At 36.8% G+C, this 18,534-nt stretch carries 17 protein-coding genes; 5 read left to right on the top strand and 12 right to left on the bottom strand.

Annotated features, from left to right (window positions below):
- Positions 1-227 precede the first annotated feature (227 nt).
- Positions 228-1,415 (top strand): RNA-guided endonuclease InsQ/TnpB family protein, encoded by a 1,188-nt coding sequence (locus H6G48_RS22990; protein ID WP_190723385.1) that lies wholly within the window; start codon positions 228-230, stop codon positions 1,413-1,415.
- 260 nt (positions 1,416-1,675) lie between these two features.
- Here H6G48_RS22990 and H6G48_RS22995 read toward each other — a convergent pair whose 3' ends face one another.
- The 10 genes from H6G48_RS22995 to H6G48_RS23040 all read right to left on the bottom strand — a co-directional run bounded on the left by H6G48_RS22995 (position 1,676) and on the right by H6G48_RS23040 (position 14,153).
- On the bottom strand, positions 1,676-5,416 hold the full coding sequence (locus tag H6G48_RS22995) for a WD40 repeat domain-containing protein (RefSeq protein ID WP_190723387.1): 3,741 nt from the start codon (positions 5,414-5,416) through the stop codon (positions 1,676-1,678).
- 38 nt (positions 5,417-5,454) lie between these two features.
- The gene (locus tag H6G48_RS23000) at positions 5,455-6,003 is read right to left on the bottom strand and encodes a Mov34/MPN/PAD-1 family protein (protein WP_002793844.1); all 549 of its coding nucleotides are present in this window, start codon (positions 6,001-6,003) and stop codon (positions 5,455-5,457) included.
- Between the two features lie 5 nt (positions 6,004-6,008).
- The gene (locus tag H6G48_RS23005; RefSeq protein WP_190723389.1) at positions 6,009-7,736 is read right to left on the bottom strand and encodes a type IV secretory system conjugative DNA transfer family protein; all 1,728 of its coding nucleotides are present in this window, start codon (positions 7,734-7,736) and stop codon (positions 6,009-6,011) included.
- Between the two features lie 11 nt (positions 7,737-7,747).
- The gene (locus H6G48_RS23010) at positions 7,748-8,263 is read right to left on the bottom strand and encodes a hypothetical protein (RefSeq protein ID WP_190723391.1); all 516 of its coding nucleotides are present in this window, start codon (positions 8,261-8,263) and stop codon (positions 7,748-7,750) included.
- A 50-nt stretch (positions 8,264-8,313) separates the two neighbouring features.
- Positions 8,314-8,943 carry a 4Fe-4S single cluster domain-containing protein gene (locus tag H6G48_RS23015; RefSeq protein WP_190723393.1) on the bottom strand — a complete coding sequence of 210 codons (630 nt, stop codon included), beginning with the start codon at positions 8,941-8,943 and terminating at the stop codon, positions 8,314-8,316.
- Between the two features lie 58 nt (positions 8,944-9,001).
- Entirely contained in the window at positions 9,002-9,217 is a 216-nt protein-coding gene (locus tag H6G48_RS23020) for a DUF2997 domain-containing protein (protein ID WP_185237209.1), read from the bottom strand.
- 24 nt (positions 9,218-9,241) lie between these two features.
- Positions 9,242-10,330, bottom strand: a complete 1,089-nt coding sequence (locus tag H6G48_RS23025) for a GYF domain-containing protein (RefSeq protein ID WP_190723395.1) — start codon at positions 10,328-10,330, stop codon at positions 9,242-9,244.
- 14 nt (positions 10,331-10,344) lie between these two features.
- Positions 10,345-11,103: a hypothetical protein gene (locus H6G48_RS23030; protein ID WP_190723397.1), complete on the bottom strand. Its 759-nt coding sequence runs from the start codon at positions 11,101-11,103 to the stop codon at positions 10,345-10,347.
- A 15-nt stretch (positions 11,104-11,118) separates the two neighbouring features.
- Complete coding sequence (locus H6G48_RS23035) at positions 11,119-12,789, bottom strand: AAA family ATPase (RefSeq protein ID WP_185237212.1); 1,671 nt, start codon at positions 12,787-12,789, stop codon at positions 11,119-11,121.
- A gap of 278 nt (positions 12,790-13,067) precedes the next feature.
- Complete coding sequence (locus H6G48_RS23040; protein WP_190723399.1) at positions 13,068-14,153, bottom strand: hypothetical protein; 1,086 nt, start codon at positions 14,151-14,153, stop codon at positions 13,068-13,070.
- A 300-nt stretch (positions 14,154-14,453) separates the two neighbouring features.
- Here H6G48_RS23040 and H6G48_RS23045 point away from each other — a divergent pair, with 300 nt between their 5' ends.
- Positions 14,454-15,971, top strand: coding sequence for an ATP-binding protein (locus H6G48_RS23045; protein ID WP_190723401.1), 1,518 nt, complete (start codon positions 14,454-14,456; stop codon positions 15,969-15,971).
- The gene (locus H6G48_RS23050) at positions 15,964-17,286 is read left to right on the top strand and encodes a tetratricopeptide repeat protein (protein WP_190723403.1); all 1,323 of its coding nucleotides are present in this window, start codon (positions 15,964-15,966) and stop codon (positions 17,284-17,286) included. Before H6G48_RS23045 ends, H6G48_RS23050 begins: the two co-directional genes overlap by 8 nt.
- Before the next feature lie 55 nt (positions 17,287-17,341).
- Here H6G48_RS23050 and H6G48_RS23055 read toward each other — a convergent pair whose 3' ends face one another.
- Together H6G48_RS23055 and H6G48_RS23060 are read right to left on the bottom strand one after the other, a co-directional pair.
- On the bottom strand, positions 17,342-17,536 hold the full coding sequence (locus H6G48_RS23055) for a PIN domain-containing protein (RefSeq protein WP_190723405.1): 195 nt from the start codon (positions 17,534-17,536) through the stop codon (positions 17,342-17,344).
- Between the two features lie 20 nt (positions 17,537-17,556).
- Positions 17,557-17,709, bottom strand: coding sequence for a hypothetical protein (locus tag H6G48_RS23060; protein ID WP_190723407.1), 153 nt, complete (start codon positions 17,707-17,709; stop codon positions 17,557-17,559).
- 289 nt (positions 17,710-17,998) lie between these two features.
- Between H6G48_RS23060 and H6G48_RS23065 the strand changes: the two genes are divergently transcribed.
- Together H6G48_RS23065 and H6G48_RS23070 are read left to right on the top strand one after the other, a co-directional pair.
- Positions 17,999-18,196 (top strand): hypothetical protein, encoded by a 198-nt coding sequence (locus tag H6G48_RS23065; protein ID WP_002760112.1) that lies wholly within the window; start codon positions 17,999-18,001, stop codon positions 18,194-18,196.
- Complete coding sequence (locus H6G48_RS23070; RefSeq protein ID WP_190723409.1) at positions 18,193-18,477, top strand: type II toxin-antitoxin system RelE family toxin; 285 nt, start codon at positions 18,193-18,195, stop codon at positions 18,475-18,477. Before H6G48_RS23065 ends, H6G48_RS23070 begins: the two co-directional genes overlap by 4 nt.
- Positions 18,478-18,534: the final 57 nt, after the last annotated feature.

An 18,534-nucleotide genomic window follows, 5' to 3' on the forward strand; every position in this document is an offset into this window, starting at 1 on the left:
ACGTTCGAGTTCGGAAATGGTTTCTTGTGGTTCTTGCAGTTGCTGCTGCTGATTTCTCACGAGGTTTTGTAAGCCCTCTATGTTCCTGGTGGAGGGCTTTCTCGACATTTCCTTGGCTCTCTGTTGCAGCACTCATCGAAAATTTGGGTCTGAAACCCCGCCGTTTTACGGCGGCTTTGCTGTTAAATATGAGCATCGTTTACGAAATATATGCTAAAATATGAGACATGGAAAAAGCCTATTCTTACCGATTTTACCCCACACCCGAACAAGAGTCGCTATTGCGGCGCACTTTGGGCTGTGTAAGATTGGTTTACAATAAGGCACTCCATCTCAGAACACAAGCATGGTACGAAAGACAAGAAAGAGTAGGATATACTGAAACTTCTTCAATGCTAACCGATTGGAAAAAACAAGAAGAATTAGACTTTCTCAATGAGGTAAGCTGTGTACCTTTACAACAAGGGTTAAGACACCTACAAACAGCTTTCACTAATTTCTTTGCTGGTCGTACTAAGTATCCTAACTTTAAGAAAAAACATCAGGGAGGAAGTGCCGAATTTACCAAATCTGCTTTTAAGTTCAAAGACAAACAAATCTATTTAGCCAAATGCACAGAACCTTTACCTATTCGATGGTCAAGACAAATACCAGAAAGCTGTGAACCAAGCACAGTAACAGTCAGATTACATCCCTCAGGACGCTGGCATATCTCAATAAGATTTGATGACCCAACGATTAAGCCATTACCAGTAACAGATAAAGCCATTGGAATTGACTTAGGAATTAGTAGCCTCGTGATTACCAGCGATGGCGATAAAGTGTCTAATCCCAAGCATTTTAAGAAACATTATCAGAGGTTGCGAAGAGCATCGAAAAATCTTTCTAGAAAACAGAAGGGGTCAAAAAATCGGGAAAAAGCAAGAATCAAAGTAGCAAGGATTCACGCTCAAATCAACGATAGCAGAAAAGACCATTTACATAAGCTAACCACTCAATTAGTTCGTGAAAACCAAACGATTGTGGTTGAGAATTTAGCCGTCAAGAATATGGTCAAAAACCCGAAATTATCTCAGGCAATATCTGATGTTAGTTGGGGAGAAATAACCCGACAATTAGCCTATAAATGCCGTTGGTATGGGAGAAACTACATCGAAATAGATAGATGGTTTCCTAGCTCTAAAAGATGTAGTAATTGCGGGTATATTGCTGAAAAAATGCCGTTAAATGTTCGAGAATGGGACTGTCCAGACTGTGGGACTCACCATGACCGAGATGTTAACGCTAGTAAAAATATTTTGGCCGCAGGGCTTGCGGTGTCAGTCTGTAGAGCGACCATAAGACCAGAACAGAGTAAATCTGTTAAGGCAGGTGCGGAACCCCGCAAGGGAAAGAAGCAGAAACCTAAATCGTGAGGTTTGGGAATCACCGTCCGTTTACGGCGGTGAGGATGTCAAAGTTTCTGTTAAACCAGATTTGGGAGATCATGGCAACCCCTCCACGAGCTTTATTTTTCTTGGGGTCAGCTTCCAGCGCTTATTGAGAGCTTACTGATTATAGTATGGAGATTACATACTATAATCGACTTGTACAAAAAATTAACATATTTATTATGAATAATAACACCAAACCGGAACAAACACAAACCCGCGCTTTCTCTCCTTATATCTTCTCTTCAACGTGACAGAAAAGCTCCTAAAATTTTCATGGTGTTGCTCGTTTCATAATTTAACCCTTCTACTCCCTTAATATTTGTTTGTTCATAAAGTCTGGGAGAGCGTAAAGTATTCTGACATTCTCCTGTTTTTAGGTTCCAAAGTTTAATCGTCTCGTCTTCACTTGCGCTGGCCAATGTCTTACCGTCGGGACTAAAACACACTGACCTCACACTTTTAGTATGTTCACACAGTAGTTGATGAAGTTGACCTATTTCAACATCCCAAATTCGGATTGTTGCGTCATCCCCCCCACTTGCTAGTAACTTCCCATCGGGACTAAAAGCTACTGACCATACCCAAGACTTATGACCTTCAAAACTATTAATTAATCTACCATCTTTGACTTGCCAAACTTTGACCGTTTGATCATCACTGGAGCTGGCTAATCGCTGACCGTCAGGACTAAAGACAACAGACCAGATTCTTCCTTGATGACCTTTAAAAGTCTGTAAAGATTGAGTCATATCATCTTCAATAGACCAGAGTTTTATAGTTCGATCTTCGCTACCAGTTGCTATTAATCTTCCGTCAGGACTAAAAGTTACTGATAATACCCAGGCCTGATGTTCCTCAAAAGTTTTAAGACAAAATCCTCTCGGAACTGACCAAAGCTTAACAGAATTATCTCCACTACCACTTACCAGCATTTGACTATTAGGACTAAAAGCGATCGACCATACGCGCTTTTGATGTTCTGGGGAAAAAGTGTACTTTTCATCTGTCCTAATATCCCAAAGTTTGATGGTGTTATCGTGACTGGTACTAGCAATCAGTTGACCATTCGCACTAACTGCGACTTGATGCAATAAAACCCAATAATCTTTTTCTTGTAAAATTTGAATTACTTCGCCACTTTCCCCTGACCATAATCTAATCGTTTGATCTCCACTTCCACTTATCAATGTTTTTCCATCGGGACTAAAAGCTACTGAACAGATCCAGTCAGTATGACCATTAATCTGTTGAAGACATTTATGGTTTTTGATAGACCATAATCGGAGCGAACGATCTATAGAACCACTCAAAATATATTGACTATCGGTGCTGAAAGTAATTGATGATAATCGATTGCCATATCCCCTAAAACATTGAAGACATTCTCTGGTTTTTACTGACCATAACCGCAGTGTAAAATCTTCACTCCCACTGGCTATATATTGACCGTCCGGACTAAAAGCAATTGACCAAATCCAGCTTTCGTGTCCCGTTAAAGTATCAATATTTTGATATTCTCCTTCTATAATAGACCATATTTTAATGGTTTTATCCCCACTTCCACTGGCTAGAAGTTGACCATCGGAACTAAAGGCAACTTGCCAAACCCAATCTTGGTGTCCTGTAAGAGTATGGAGACATTCTCCCGTGTCAACTGACCATATTTTGATAGTTTTATCAGCGCTCCCACTGGCTAAAAGTTGACCATTTGGACTAAAGGTAACACCACCTACTCGTTCTTGATGTCCTTCAAGGGTGTGGAGACATTCTCCTGTTTCAACTGACCATATTTTAATAGTTTTGTCCTCACTTCCTGTGGCTAAAAACTTACTATCAGCACTAAAAGTAACTGCTCTAATAGGAGCATGATGTTTTTGAGAAGGGTGGGGCAAAGAATGACAATTTATAGATATATCTGTTGTAATAGACCAAATTTTAATAATTCCGTCTTGTCCCCCACTTGCTAGTAACTGTCCCTCGGAATTTAAGGCTACTGACCACACCCAACTTCCGTGAGCAGGAAAACTTTTGCTTAATTCTAATTTTCCGTCTTGTTTGACTTTCCAGAGGTAAATCATCCCATGACTGTCACCAGTTGCTAAAAGATCTTCTCTTGGAAAAGAGCGATTAAACTGACTGCAAGAAATTGATAAAATACTACCGCAAGTTTGAGGGAAAATACAGTCAAAAAACTGTGAATAGGAAAAATCTACTTGGTTGAGTCTAATGTTTGAGAAATCGACTTGTCGAATAGAGATATGAGAAAAATCGTAGCCGATTAAGTGACCATTTTTCAGTATATTAAGTAAGTTGATAATATTGCCAGCAATGCCGCCAATTTGTCCAGAAGGTTGATGTTTTAATGTCTTTAAACAATCAATTAGTTTGCTTTCTAGATTATTTTCTTGAAAATTATGGATTAAGTTCTTGATTATTGGGTGTAAAATAACATTAATTTGAATCTTTCTTAGATAATCAGGAACAGTGGTTTTAGTCAAGGAGTTACTTCTTAATAATTGGAATTTTTGAGTTTTGATTTCTTCGGTTGCTATGGTAATAATTTTTTGAGTGAAATATTCAATCAGTAGAGGATGTATGGTAAAGTAGTCATCTTTTTTATCTAACAGAATTTTGCTAGATAATGATCTGATCCCTTCTTGGATACTTTTACCGTCAGGTTCAATGATAATATTATGTTCTAGTTCCGACAAAGAAACTGGATTTCGATTAATCGCTAACTCAAAAATAATCGCTTTTTCTAAATTAGATAGTTGCTGAAAGTAAGAATTTAAAATAGACTCGACTTTTTCTATCAGAAGATTCCCTTTTAAAAGAAAATACGAGAGATTATTATGATGAACTCGTTGAATATGATGAGCGATAGATTTGATGAATAAAGGATTGCCGTGACAGACTTGTTGAATTAAAAATTGCCATTCATCCTCTGAACCATGAAAGGTGTCAATATCTCCCAAAATTTGTCGTCCAGTTTGATAGTCAAGTCCTTGTAACTCTCGGAAATAAGTTGAAGTTTTATTTCCCACTAACGATTCAAGTTCTTGAGGAATTTTTCGACTGGTTATAATTAAACAGCTATTGTGCTTTGACTGACCAATTGCTTGTAAAATTTCACTATATTCTCGATAGTTTTCATGCTCAATAATCGCATCAATATTATCTAAAAACAATAAACAACGAGATTTGGCTAGTATCTTGATAAATTTTATCAGTTTTATTTTAAATTTATCTTCTGTCTTAAAACTAATATTCTGTGAAATAATATTACTTATATTTTCAAGAAATTCTAGGGGTAAAGGAGGATTCAAAAAAGACCAATAGATAACACGGGGAAATTCCTCTTGAATTTGCTCAATCAGTTTACAGACAAGAGATGTTTTTCCGATTCCTGCTATTCCGAAAATTCCGATAATTTTACACGGGGGACTATTTTGAAAAAACTTTTGTTTTAATAATTCTAGTTCTTTTTCTCTACCATAAATCTGAGAAATATCAGGAATTAATCCGAAATTATCATAATTTATTTCTGTTTTAACTGATGAGTTTTCAAGACCGGGAGATTTGCGCTTATCCCATTCTTCCTCAAATTTCCACAAATTTTCTTCTGTAAATGAACTCCAAAGGTTGAGGGTGAAGTGCCTTTGTCGTGATCCTTGAGGATTCGTGCGATTATCTGTAAGAATTCCCCAATCTTTTAAAACATCAAGAACATTTCTCATCTGAATTGTAGTGAGGGAAATAACTGATGTTTTTTTAGTACCAGCGTTGCAAAAATCTACCAAAACCTTTAATTCTGTTTTGACAATTAGTTTTGGGTGAGGTTTATCATATTTCAACCAGTTATAGATTATTTTATCTGACCAATAAGCTTGATCTACTAATTCACCGTTTACATACGTTAATAATCTTCTTAACAAAAGAGAAAGTTGTTCTTTAACTGTATCACTTGTATTTAGTCTTGGCATAATCTATGAAGATAATTTTTCTCATTATAGCTATATTTTCAATGTTGATTAATATTTTCTAAGGAATCTGGGAAGGATTTGAGGGTTAAAAATTTTTCTGGGATGAGGTGGTCGCCTACTTCTATAGGAATTTTAGTATATTGAGGGCGTGATAAAGAATCGGGTTCAATTAAAACATGGTACATCGTTAATCGGAAATCAGGGTCAAGATTAACTAGGGCAGAAATAGCTCCATCAGAATTTTGAGAAGCATATTTTTTATTTGTTATATCATCAGTTTGTGAAAAACAATCAAAACTACTAGGATGTCTATGCCAAAGTCCAAGAAGTTCTATAGGTTCCTGATAATATCTTCCTATTTTCTTAGATAAATGATTAATATACTCAGTATCATATTCAAAATAACCGGGTTGAAAAATAGGATGTATGCCCGGATCTAATGTTTCGAGAATGTACCATATATTAACTGTTTTTATTCCCAAGAAAATTCCACCTGTTTCTGTTTTAGAGCTTTCATAGGTTTCGGCGACAATTGCTAAAAAGGCTCTCTCTGAAAAAATAGTTTGGAGTTTTAAGTAGTTTAACATTTTTACTAAACTGATTCGTGTTGAGGATTGTCACAGGACATTTCTTGAAAGTAAGGTTCTCTGAAATATTCTATCTTTTTTGCCATAATTGGATCGTGACCTTGAATAAAAATTATTTGTTCATTGCGATTCATTCTCATGATTTCATCAGGATGTAGAAGGTCTCTAACTTGTTGGTTTCTTGTAGTTCCAGAACTTGTGCTATTGCCACCAACTTGACCATAACTTTGATTTTGACCCTCGCTAGTCGATATCACTTCAATTGTTGTTTTGCCTAGCTTTTCTGAGACATATTTGGCCGTCTCTAAGTCGGCGACCCCAAAATACTGCTGCACCTTGCTACTAGAAATAAATGGTTGCCATTCATCATTGGGATAAAGTGCTTTTATTTGAGATAAATCTTGTAAAATTGTCCAAATAGTTGCGCCATAACCTCTGACAATTGAAACAGCATCTCTTAGAGAATCCATCCGACCTAATTGTGCCATTTCATCTAGTAAGAATAAAACTCGATGTCTCGGTTTACCTTGAACACTTAAAATGGCTCGAATAGCCGTACTTATCCATAATCGGAGTAAGCGAGAATAGGATGATAATTTATCAGTAGGTAAAACTAAGTAAAGAGAAACATCACCCGTTCTTTTGAGGTCTTTAATATCAAAACTACTCCGAGATAAAGACTTGATAACTCTGGGAGAGTCAAGAAATCCGGTATTACTTTTAACAGTGGAAAGGACACTAGAAGCGGTGTTTTCTGCTAATTGTTTGAAACCAGATGCGGTTCTGGCAATTATTCCATGAGCATAAGAAGAGCTTTCCATCATGTTAAGGTGAAAAGCTAATTCATTAGGAGGAGAAGTGAGCAGTTTTCTTACCTCTCCTAGATGTCTCGATTCTTCAGGGGATTCACAAACGACATAGAGAATAAATCCAGTTAAAAGAGTAACTGCTTCATCATTAAAATATTTATCGTTACCCTGCTCACTTTTTGGTCTTAAAATTAAAGAATCTGCTAAAGTTCTAGCATCATCTATTAAGTCATCTTCATCAGGATCTAAAAGATCTAAAGGATTCAATTGAGCCTGATCTTTTTTGTCACAAATTCCAAAAGGATCTAAACAAAGTACATTTTGTCCCATGCGTTGGCGTGCAAATGCTGTTACTGCATAATTTTCTCCTTTAGGATCTGTAACAATAACTGAGCCGGGATAGGTTAAAAGATTAGGAATAACTACTCCAACACCTTTACCCGCACCAGGGGGAGCAATAGTTATTAAATTGCCTTCAAAGCCACTCCAATCTTGATTAAATCTAAGTAGTAGTGAATCTGATTGTGTTTTTCGTGAGATCATTCCTTTCTTTTTCGTAATTTTTCCTAGCACAAGACCTTGAGAATCAAATAGATTTAAGGCTTCCAGATCTTTTTCATTTGACCAGCGTGCTGTAGCTTGTCCACCACCAATTTTTTTTCTATCTGAACTTTTAGAAGGAAGAGCAAAGCTTTTTACTTGAAAGATCATTGCTGCTATAAACCCAACCCCAAAAATCAGAGCAAGATAATCAACGGTTAATTGAGGGACAAGATATTTAGCAGCGAGAACAAATAGCAAACCTGTTAAGAAATGAAAGGGATAGCGACGAACAATGTTGAAAAACATTAGCAGTATTTTACCTGCTACTGCTATAGATATTTCAAACATTTTAAACACTAAGTTAAATGGATCTTGAGACATGATTTTTTCCTCTATCCTTGAGTTCTTTGATTGCTAGGTAATTGTGTCATTGGTTGTTGACTTAAACTAGCAGCATTTCTAGCAACTTCTTGCATTTGTTTCTGTCTTTGTTCTTCAAGGGTTTTTTGACGGGCAGCTTCTTCTCTTTCTTTTTTGTCTTTTAAAATACTTTGCACCTGATGATCTTTTTCGCTTTTAAGTCTTTCTTTAGTACCATCATTTTTTTGACGATTAACTTCTTCTCTTGCTTTCATAACTTCTTTTGTAGCTTCAGAAAATTTTTGTCTTTGTTGGTCTTGTCGTTGTTTGAGAAGTTTCCTCAAATCATTAGCTTGACTTCTACAATTCTGAGCATCTCGATATTCCTGTTTAGCTTTTTCTATAAGAGCCTTACGCTCTTGATCACTAGCACCCTTTGCCATTTCACTATATTTGTTAGCTTCTGCTTGGTGTGCAGCAGCTTTTGCTTCAAACTGACTAATAAGATGTTGTAATTCAGCGTCACTGGGAATAAATTCGTTAGGCATAAATTCACCTCTTGGTAAAGTTTGTAGTACAAAGAAAACGATAAAATTTATCAATCACTAGGTATTGTAGCCGATGATATGTAAAAGCCAGAGTTGTTAATTAAACTTTCTATCTGTTCACTACTAGCCATCCCATTAAGAAATATCTGACCATCTTGATAAATCCTAATTTCTAAACGATTGGCAATGTTGGTTAAAGTATTTTTCATGTGTAAGTATCGCGGTGAAAGAAAGTGATATTGTTGATTAGAAGAACCAACCCAAGGACGATTTATGTCATTTAAATCTTGACGATAAGGACCGTCAATTAATAAATCGGTTACTGCAAGTAAATTATGCCAATCTTGCCGAGAACTGGTGCTAAGACTCTCATAAAGATACCCAGTAAAAGTGACAACTGACAAGCCTACTTTTTGTAACAATTGACCAAGATGAGCTAGAGCCGCAGCTTGGGCAAAAGGTTCGCCACCGACAAAGGTTACTCCTTCTATAGTTGGACTGCTGAGAATGCGCTCGAAAAGACGTTCTGTTTCAACAATTTTGCCACCGTTATCTTCCCACGTCCAAGGAACAGCACAGCCAGGACATCGAATTGGACAACCTTGAACCCAAATACAAGCACGTTCTCCGGGTCCTTCAGCCCGCGTATGAGGCAAAAACTTATTGATTCGTAATTCCATAGAAAAAGCCAAGATTATGTTAATAGAGTTAGCAATTGATGAACAAACTAGAAGCCTTTTAACTTCTATCCTGTACGGTTTCGTCTATTTGTTGACTTAACCAAACTTCTTGATTCTCGTAATATTCAGGAGTATAGGAAGACTCATATACTTCAGCATTGAGAACTTCTTCTAAAATTTCAATATAGTCGGTACAAGCTTTGCCTTTAATACCCTGAACTTCTGCTTGTACGCGACCATCAGGGAAAATCCGAAGTTGTATTTTTTTAGACATAGTTGACTCTCCTTAAGTTATTAATTAAAAATCAATTAGACGTTGATCTTGAGCGTCTGAAATATTTTCAGATTGGTAAGCAAGAATAACAGCTTTTGCTTTTAACTTTGTTACTAGATGAGGTTGTAATTGTAAAAATTCGGCAACTTCCTCAATACTACTAAATCCTAAACGCAATTCACGTTCTCTGATTAGATTTTCGGCTTTGTTTATTGTCATATTTGGCAATAAAAGTAAATCTTCTAGGGGAGCATTATTCAAATCAACAGGTTCAAATTCAACAGCTTTTTCTTGTTGAGAAGAATATTGTTTTTCTGTCTTTTTAGATATAGTCTCTGTTGGTTTTTGTATATTTTCTAATGTGGAGGGTGGAATTAATTCTCTTAGTTGTCGAATCTCTGTTATTGGAGTCCATTCTATCATTCCAGGCTTCCAAAATAGACATCCATTAGGATTTATTTGGCGTGTAGTAAGCAAATGCCGAACGGTATCTAAATCATACGGACCATAAGTTTCACCTGATACTCTTAAACTATAATTATTTTCTCGAAGATTTTTGTAATTTTCGGCGGCTTCTATCGCCTTTTCAATTGCATCTAGAGCTAAAGTAGCTTCTCTCCTGCTAAAAGGTTCCACTGTATGCTGTCCAGACGCACTGGTGATAATCAGTCTTTCTTGACTCGGTTCATTTTCTTTACTACCACCACTTATAGCTCCACTACTTATTATCAGAGCCAAATAAAAAAAGATTCGTGGAAATATTGGCCAAGTTAAAATAAGACAACCCGCAAAAAGGATGATTGCCATTACAGTTTTGCTAGGCTTAATTGTTACTATAGACGTAAACTGCATAGCTCCAACAAAAACAATAAAAATCAATGCTAAAACAAAAAGAAAGATATTGCTTTGGTAAGTTGTGTATAAATGAAATACCATTATCCCAACAATAACAAGCTGAAGCAGCCATAAAACAGGATGTACTTTAGCTGGTATCTCCTCTTTTTTAAAGCTGACAATTTCATCTGTCTTGAGTGTTTTATTTGCTAAATAAACATTTCGGTCTGTCACTTTAAGTCCAGATTCATTGAAGTAAACCTCTTCTTGATCTTTCATTTTTTAATTCCTCCTCAAGAATTAATTGTTAATGTCAAAAGTATAGAATTGTCTTCTTGTACTTCTTCGCTTTCAATAACAAGGTTTCGCTCTTTAGCTCTTTGTTTCAGTGATTCGAGAGTTTCCTTTTGGATTTGAAGCTTGTAATCTTCATCAATGGTTGATAAGCTGTTGTAAATTAACTTCAGTTCTTTGGCGTTAACTTCAACAAAAAACGAACCATCATCGGAAGGAAAAAAGCACAAGGAGGTTGGACCAACATTACAAATTAACTCGCCATTTATTGTTTCTTTGGGAAGCATACCAAACTTTATTAAGGTTTGACGTAACAGATTTTTATCTCGAAAGTTTGTAGGAAATACTTCAGATTTTGTTGATTCCACCGGTTCAATCGTTTTAGCTGATTTAACTGATTGACTGGTGGAATCATTAGTAGCATAAAAAATTTGACGACCAGCACGCTTTTCTACAGCCTTAATAAAGCGATTAAGTACATCATCTGGAGTAGATTTTCTAAACACAGCAACCCATTGGCCATCTATTAAATCCCAGAAAAAGAAATCTTTTTCTCCTTGTAGATGGGTTTTATAACTACTTCCCCACTTTTCTGCATCGTAACCAGCACCTATAACAAAACGTTCTAGTTCATTACCATCCTTGAAATTAGTGGGAACTTTATTTTGTGAAGAAGCTGCCCATTCTTCTAATTTATCTTTGCCAACTATTGCTCTTAAAGCTAAAGCAACTGGAAGTAATAAAAGACTGATAGACATAAAATTATTTCTCCTTTAGAAATCAATAGTTCTGCCGCCTCGTGACACCCGAACGTCAACATCAGCTTTTTCGACTTTTTGGTCGTAACCTGATCTGTCTTGGTTGCTGGTTGCCGCTACAGCCCTCACGTTTGCCCATTCTCGGATAGCATGAATTTGTTCAGCTTGTGTGACTGAAAGTGGTACAGTGTTTTTTATGGCTAGGGAAAAATCATCAGATTCGATACTACGATTCTCAGCAAATGCTTCAAATAGGGCTGAGATTACCGCTTGTTCAACTTCCGCACCCACAAAACCTTCAGTTATCTGAGCTAAACTAACTAGAAAATTTTCGTTTAGCTGTAGATTGCCACACACTTCAGGCTCTTGTAAACGTTTGTTTAGATGAACACGAAAAATCTCCTTTCTTTCATGTAAAGTGGGCAAATCGACAAAGAAAATTTCGTCAAAACGACCTTTTCTAAGTAGTTCAGGTGGCAAACTGTGTATATTATTGGCGGTTGCTGCTACAAAAACTGGTTTTGTTTTCTCTTGCATCCAAGTCAGAAAAGTACCAAAAACACGAGTAGAAGTGCCACCATCTCCGCCAGAACCAGAAACACTACTGAATCCCTTTTCTATCTCATCAATCCAGAGAATACAAGGAGCGATCGCCTCAGCAGTTTTGATAGCTTGACGCATATTCTCTTCACTGCTGCCAACTAAACCACTGAAAACTTTACCCATATCTAGGCGCAGTAATGGCAATTGCCACATAGCACTAATCGCTTTAACAATTAAACTTTTTCCACAGCCAGGGACACCTGTAATCAATACGCCTTTTGGTGGAGGAATATGATAAAGCTGTGCTGATTCCTGCCAAGATTTGTTACGCTTACTAAGCCAGCGTTTTAAATTTTCGAGTCCTCCTACATCTTCTAGATTGATGGTACTTTTAATAAATTCTAAAATGCCTGTTTTTCTGATAATTTGCTGTTTTTCTTCAAGTATAATCTCAATGTCTGAAATGTCGAGTCTTCCGCCTTCGACCATTGCACGAGCAAAAGCATTTTCCGCTTCCTGTAAAGTCAAACCTAATGCTGCTTTTGCTAAACGTTCAGTTTCCTCGTCGTTAAGCTCAATAATAATTTTGCCACTTTGCCGATTTGCTGTAATCATCTCCTCTAAAACAGCCTTAATTTCCTCAAAAGATGGCAACTCAAAGTCAACAATTGTGACCTCTTTCTGTAATTCATTGGGCAAAACAACTGTAGGAGCAATAAAAACAACATTTTTCGGCTTACTGCTGCGTCTTAATCTAGCAGAAAGATCGCGTAGTTTGCGGATAATCTGATAATCGGGTGTTTTACCTCGTTCACCAAAGTACACATGGAAATCTACTAGGATAAAGATAGCAGGCTCGGCATAGTTATCTATGAACTCAAGAGCTTTAATTGGTTCTAATAGTTTGCTCTGTGTATTGGTTTCAGCTTGACTAGATTGTTTATTATCCGCTGTCATCCCTGTTGTCAACTTCCACACAAAACAATTCCGAGTTGTGCGAATTTTGCTGGCCTCAGTAGCAACCGAGCGAAGGATATTAATCACTCTTTCTTCTTCCCAAGTTGGGATATACAAATAGGGAAACCTTGCTCTGAAAAGGTTTCCTACTAGAATACTGAATTTGTTGGCATCGTGTGTTTGCATATCGGTTTGGATTTTAGCTTTTGCCCTTTACGCTTTAATTTCTGCGACTCTCTTGAATTTCGTGTGATCAGCCTTATGGATACTTTCTATGGTATAAACTTGGGACTTTCCCCGATGCAGATTTTTTTTGAAAAGCTGTAAGTCTTTGTGGGATAAGGCATTGCGTCGCTAAGACTCTAGTTCAACTTCGGGACACTTAAGGATATAGCCAATTTTCAGGATAATTTACCTTAAGTTCCCAAAATCTAGTATTTATCGGAAATATACTGAGCTAGACTTCACACCGCAAACGCTTCCTTATGTTTATGAAAAATCTGGTCAGCGTTGTGGTACTGATGCTTAATCATCCACTGCTCCAGTTCAATGAGATACCATTGACCGGCAAATGTTCCATATTTTAAGCAAACTTTTTCATGATCGTGTAGAGTGTGCTTAAATCCAAAACGTTCTTTATACAGTGCTTCAATGGTTTCGTCCCCTTTTGGATAAGTCGTGTAGGAAATTTCAGTGTGAGCAATATCATGTTTGTAAGTCAAGATAGCTCGAATCAATTGCTGATAAACAAGATAACTTGTTCCTTTTTTGCCAGTTCCCTTTTCATCATACAGAGAGAGACTTTCTCCGATGCTTGTTACATTTTTGGGTAACATCAAATGCTTTCCTGTGTGTTTTCCTTCACAAAATGTTGCCAGTTGACAAGGCAAATAGTAGCCATATTCAGCCAGAGAATAGGTATAACGTGCAACACCGATTACCTGAGAGGGATTCTGTTCAGGATAGGCTAGAAAAATAACCGATTGGTGAGTAAATAAATCGTCGATTTCTCTGCAATAATTTTGTGACTCAGGATAGCGATTCTTGAGAAATAAGAAATAGGATTCAATTTCTGCCGGTGTTTCCGCTTCCTTGACCAGATAACCTTTGACCTTTGGCACATCAAAAGAAAGTAAGGCTCTTTTGCTAAGAATCCAGCAGTTGCCAATGTTATTTAACACAATAAATCCAGCACAAGAAAACAGAATCTTCACATATTGCTCAATATCAGGGGTTTGGGATATATCATAGACAAAGAGAAGACCGTTATCCTGTAACATTCTTCGGACAGTCCTTAAAGTGAATAGGGGATCTTTTTGGGTGTAATTTGTGGTCTTTAGCGTTGCAAATGTTTGTGCCGTTGAATCCTTTTCCTCGTTTGGTTTTAAATCAAGCCAACAAGAAAGTTGCTCATAGTGACGCTCTGGTATTTGACCGCTAAATAAGTGATTGACATCAACTCCATCCGACGACAGTAGCCGCACCGATGTAGATGATAATGAGATAAACTGTTTACCATTGGTTTGGTTGATTATTTGAGAAATAGCCATTTTGCTACCCTTAGGAAGAGGACAACGAGCAATGAGGCTCTCTTCATTGGGAGTAAAGCGATAGAAATCCTTAGATTTCTACAGAGAAGCAAGCAAAACGATTATTTTTGGGCGCAAAAAGCAAAAGAAGCTGGAATTAGAAAGAATTAGAAAGCTTGAATGGCTTTCTATACCTATAATTGAGCAAATAGCTGATATGTACTTAGTCACATTGAGAGAAAGTTTTTCAAAAAATGAGAATTTCTGGGGATAATTGATCAACAATAGAGAAATAAACTTATGTAGATTGAATAGAGAGCAATGAAGTTAAAACTCTCCGTAGCGGGACTTGAGCAAGTCAAAAACCGATGGGCGCAAAAACAAAAAGAAGGCTGGACTAGAAAATACTTATGCACCGAGGCTAGTCAATTTTCCAAACCCGATGGGAATTGGGAGGAAATTTCAAAAGACCCAGCCCACACTTATTACTCTTATTACGCCGACAACTGCTCACTGGAGACTTTAGATCATTTTTTGAGGGGTAAAACCATTCAATCGGAAGGTTTTTTTGCCTTTTGTCGAGCTTTGAACATCGACCCTTCAAAAGTCGCAGATCTAGATAATCTTTTGCAAAAACTGACTCAAGATATCGAGCCTATTTGGGTGGGGCGAGAGTCTCTTCAAAGTGATTTACTGGAAAAACTAAGAGGCGATTGTCGCATTGTCGTAATTACAGGAATAACAGGTATTGGAAAAACTGCCCTCGCCTACAAATTAGCCTTAGCTTTGTGTCAAGAAGGGTTTCCTCCTGAACTGCCTATTGATTTTGATGGGTTTAATCAACGGGAGGATCAACAGTCACAATCAGAAGCACAAAACTTTATCAGCACAGCTATTGATTTACTCAATCGTGGCGATGAACCTGTTACGGCAAAACAAGCAAAAAACCCAGAACAATTATTAACTCAACTGGTTAATCATCTGAGCAATAATCGTCGATTGATTTGGTTTGATTCAATGGAAAATCTTTTACAAGGAGAACAACAAGATGGCAGTAATCGCTTTAAAGACCCCCTCTGGCGAGTCTTTTTTCAAAAAATATTAGAAGCCGAAAATTGTCAGACTCGAATTGTGATAACTTCGCAGGATAAGCCTGAAGATTTTGAAACTTTTAGTCAAGATCAATATTGGCATATTCAGCCATTAATGGGATTAGAAGATCAGGAAAGTTTACAGTTATTTGAGCGCTTATTTCAACAAGCAGAAGTAGAATTAATTCTTCATGGACGTAACCTTGCTTACCTCAAAGAGATCGGAAAACTTTATGAGGGACATCCTCTCGCTATCCGCTTAATTTCCGGTGATATTATTGATAGACTGAATGGAGATATCAGCACTTATTATGAGGAGAATAAATCCCGATTTCGACGATTAAGAGAAATGATTGATGAAGCTCAAAAAGCCAATCCTGATGATTATTACAAAGTTAACTTAATGACCAAACAATTACGAAAACAACTGTTAGAGGAGGAAATCGAAAGAACAATAGAGCGACTTGAAAACACTTTTGAAACTGCTTATTTATTGCTTATCTATGGCTCCACTTATTCATCTTTTGAATTTAAAAATGCGTGGTTTGAAAATCTTCAATTATTTTCAGAATACGAGGAACAAGATTTAGACCTAGCTCTTTTTACCTTGTTTAACCGTTATTTAGTAGAAACTCAAAAACAACTGGGATATGAACCACATATCAAACAGCACAGCTTAATTCGCAATGTTGCTTTCAAGCATCTAGTATCTACCCAAAGAAAAGAAGGAAAACCAAATCATGAATGATTTTCAATCTCCTCAATTAAGAGTCAAAGAACGTCTCACAAGTATCGATTTTACTGTTTTTGGAGAACTCGCTCAAGTTAAACAAAAAGGGGAAATTTTAGGGGCGACAGGGAGTCATTTTGAAAAAGCACATTTTGGCGCATTTATCTGGCATTTAATTGGTTATGAACGCCATATTAAGGATAAAATGGGACAGCAGCTCTCTATTCAAGAACGGGCAAGTCGTTATGTGGAAGCATTTCTCTGTCTGTGTCGATTAGGTTGGTATAAAGAAGCTAAATCTTTATTTTCTTTACCCTTAGAAATTCATGATCCAACTTCTTTACCTTTGCACAAACAATTACTCATCTGGGGACGGTATGAAGAGGGCATAAAACTGTGTAAAGAATTATTAGGAAATCTTGACAATGAAACCGATTTTCTCTGTTTAAGTGAACTTGGTTATATGTATCGAGAATTAGGACAATTAGACCAAGCAAAAAATTATGCAGAGAAACTGTTATCCTTAGCAGAGCAATTAAATAATCCTCTTTGGAAAGCAAGAGGAAAAGTAAATATAGCAACAATTGATGGAATAAAAGGGGAATATTTAAGCGCTGAAATAGTACTGAATGAAGTTTTAAATCTAGCCGAGATTATTCCCGATTGTGACGAAAAATTTGAGATTATTAATGTTGCTTATTTAAATCTCGGTAATTGTTATGGTTATCAGGGAAAAGTTGACCAGACTATTGCTTGTTTAGAAAAATACTTAAAATGGGCAGAAAAAATTAAAAATCTTATTTATCAAGCAATAGCTTTACGAAATTTAGGAGAAGCACACCGGCGAATCAATGATTTGAATCAAGCTATCGATTACACTCAAAGAAGTCTTAACTTATCTGAGCAAATAACCGATGAAGCAGGAATTATTTTGTCTTTGGGAAATTTAGCCTCAATTTATGGGCAACAAGCAAATTTTCAGGAGTCTGAAAAATACTTTAAACAACAAAAGAAAAAAGCTTTAGCTATTTCAGATGTGGCAGGTGTTGCCCATGCTTGTGCTGGATTAGGAGAAATTTATAGTATCACTCGAAAGGATGATCTAGCCTATCAATATCTTAATCAAGCTTTAGATATTGCCCTCGATATTGGAGAACGATATGTAGAACTAGAGACTTTAATTATTTTGGCCGAATTTGAAGAAAAAACCCATGATCTTAAATCAGCTATTAATCACTGGCAACGAGCTTTACATCTTTCTGAAAAATTAAATATGCTCTCCCATAAAGAGAACTGTGAACAAAACCTAGAAAGGTTGTTAAACCCCAACTAAGTTGAGACTGAGTAACGCACAGAAAACGGGTTTCTCGGAGAAACCCGTTTTCTACTCATGCAAAAGAGATGTCTATTGAAACAATCTGAATTTCCCTGACTCGGTGCATTGGTTTGGTTGGCTTTTCGGTGGTGATTAGTTCATCAGCTTGAATTTGCAGCGCAGCAGCAACGTGAAGTGCATCCATCGCCGCTAAACCGTAAGTGCCAGCAATTTCATGACTCACTGCACCCTCCTCGACGTGCAGCAAGTTCTTGTTCTATTTCGTCTTCATTGAGCAGTTGCAATCCAGATGCAATCGCTCGCTGTCGGATTTCCCATAACTTTTTGCTTAATGGTGTTTGGGGAATAAATTTTAATTATATCTATTACTTCGCTACCATTATTATTCAATTCTTTAATTAAGAAGTCTAAAGATGGCATAATTACTTATTCCGAATATTGGTATTTAGGCATTATTTATTATAGCATTCCAATTTTCTAAAGTCAAACCCTCAACTCTAGCTAAATTAATACCATTAGTTTGTAGAATAGGAAATACTTTTTAATCTTTAATTCTTAGGATAAGTTGAGGTATAGTTTCTCATCTTAACTTTAATTGGAGCGATCGCTGTTTTATTGTGTTTGAGAAAGGCGATCGCTGTTGAGTTGAGGATGAAGGAGAAATTTGAGCTATAATAGGGGATAAAATTAACAAACAAGGTAATTATCAATGCCATTAAAGCAAAAGTATATTACTGATGAACAGGGTAATCAAATCGGTATTCTTTTAGATATAGAGGAATATCGAAAACTCCTAGAAGATTCTGAAGAATTGAATGCTATTAGAGCCTATGATTTAGCTATTTCGGAAGAGGAAGAAATTCCTTTTGAAGAGGCGATCGCCGAAATTGAAAATAGTCGTCAATGAATTACACTATTGCGATTAAAAAACAAGCTTCTAAGGCTTTAGCTAATCTTCCCCAAGATAGTTATCAGAAAGTTCGAGACGGGATTAGAGCATTAGCTGACAATCCAAGACCAGCAGGGTGTCTCAAACTGACAGGACGAGAAGGCTGGCGGATTCGGATTGGAGTTTATCGCGTTATTTACGCGATAGATGATTCCGCAAAAAAGGTGATTATTTTAGATATTGCTGAACTTCCCCCGTATAAATATACTAGCTATGGCTCAAAGTCTTACAGAGCCTGAGTTAAAGCAATGTAATACTAATAAACTACTGGGTACAAACTCCTGAAATCTTTACGC

It is taken from the genome of Microcystis flos-aquae FACHB-1344, from assembly GCF_014698375.1.
Classification (GTDB): domain Bacteria; phylum Cyanobacteriota; class Cyanobacteriia; order Cyanobacteriales; family Microcystaceae; genus Microcystis; species Microcystis aeruginosa.

Excerpts from the sequence above, each read along its gene's own strand:
- H6G48_RS23000 (WP_002793844.1), bottom strand. The coding sequence starts at position 6,003 with ATGTTAAACTACTTAAAACTCCAAACTATTTTTTCAGAGAGAGCCTTT.
- H6G48_RS23010 (WP_190723391.1), bottom strand. The coding sequence starts at position 8,263 with ATGCCTAACGAATTTATTCCCAGTGACGCTGAATTACAACATCTTATT.
- H6G48_RS23065 (WP_002760112.1), top strand. The coding sequence starts at position 17,999 with ATGCCATTAAAGCAAAAGTATATTACTGATGAACAGGGTAATCAAATC.
- H6G48_RS23040 (WP_190723399.1), bottom strand. The coding sequence starts at position 14,153 with ATGGCTATTTCTCAAATAATCAACCAAACCAATGGTAAACAGTTTATC.
- H6G48_RS23035 (WP_185237212.1), bottom strand. The coding sequence starts at position 12,789 with ATGCAAACACACGATGCCAACAAATTCAGTATTCTAGTAGGAAACCTT.
- H6G48_RS22995 (WP_190723387.1), bottom strand. The coding sequence starts at position 5,416 with ATGCCAAGACTAAATACAAGTGATACAGTTAAAGAACAACTTTCTCTT.
- H6G48_RS23020 (WP_185237209.1), bottom strand. The coding sequence starts at position 9,217 with ATGTCTAAAAAAATACAACTTCGGATTTTCCCTGATGGTCGCGTACAA.
- H6G48_RS23025 (WP_190723395.1), bottom strand. The coding sequence starts at position 10,330 with ATGAAAGATCAAGAAGAGGTTTACTTCAATGAATCTGGACTTAAAGTG.
- H6G48_RS23050 (WP_190723403.1), top strand. The coding sequence starts at position 15,964 with ATGAATGATTTTCAATCTCCTCAATTAAGAGTCAAAGAACGTCTCACA.
- H6G48_RS23045 (WP_190723401.1), top strand. The coding sequence starts at position 14,454 with ATGAAGTTAAAACTCTCCGTAGCGGGACTTGAGCAAGTCAAAAACCGA.
- H6G48_RS23030 (WP_190723397.1), bottom strand. The coding sequence starts at position 11,103 with ATGTCTATCAGTCTTTTATTACTTCCAGTTGCTTTAGCTTTAAGAGCA.
- H6G48_RS23070 (WP_190723409.1), top strand. The coding sequence starts at position 18,193 with ATGAATTACACTATTGCGATTAAAAAACAAGCTTCTAAGGCTTTAGCT.
- H6G48_RS23015 (WP_190723393.1), bottom strand. The coding sequence starts at position 8,943 with ATGGAATTACGAATCAATAAGTTTTTGCCTCATACGCGGGCTGAAGGA.
- H6G48_RS22990 (WP_190723385.1), top strand. The coding sequence starts at position 228 with ATGGAAAAAGCCTATTCTTACCGATTTTACCCCACACCCGAACAAGAG.
- H6G48_RS23060 (WP_190723407.1), bottom strand. The coding sequence starts at position 17,709 with ATGCCATCTTTAGACTTCTTAATTAAAGAATTGAATAATAATGGTAGC.
- H6G48_RS23005 (WP_190723389.1), bottom strand. The coding sequence starts at position 7,736 with ATGTCTCAAGATCCATTTAACTTAGTGTTTAAAATGTTTGAAATATCT.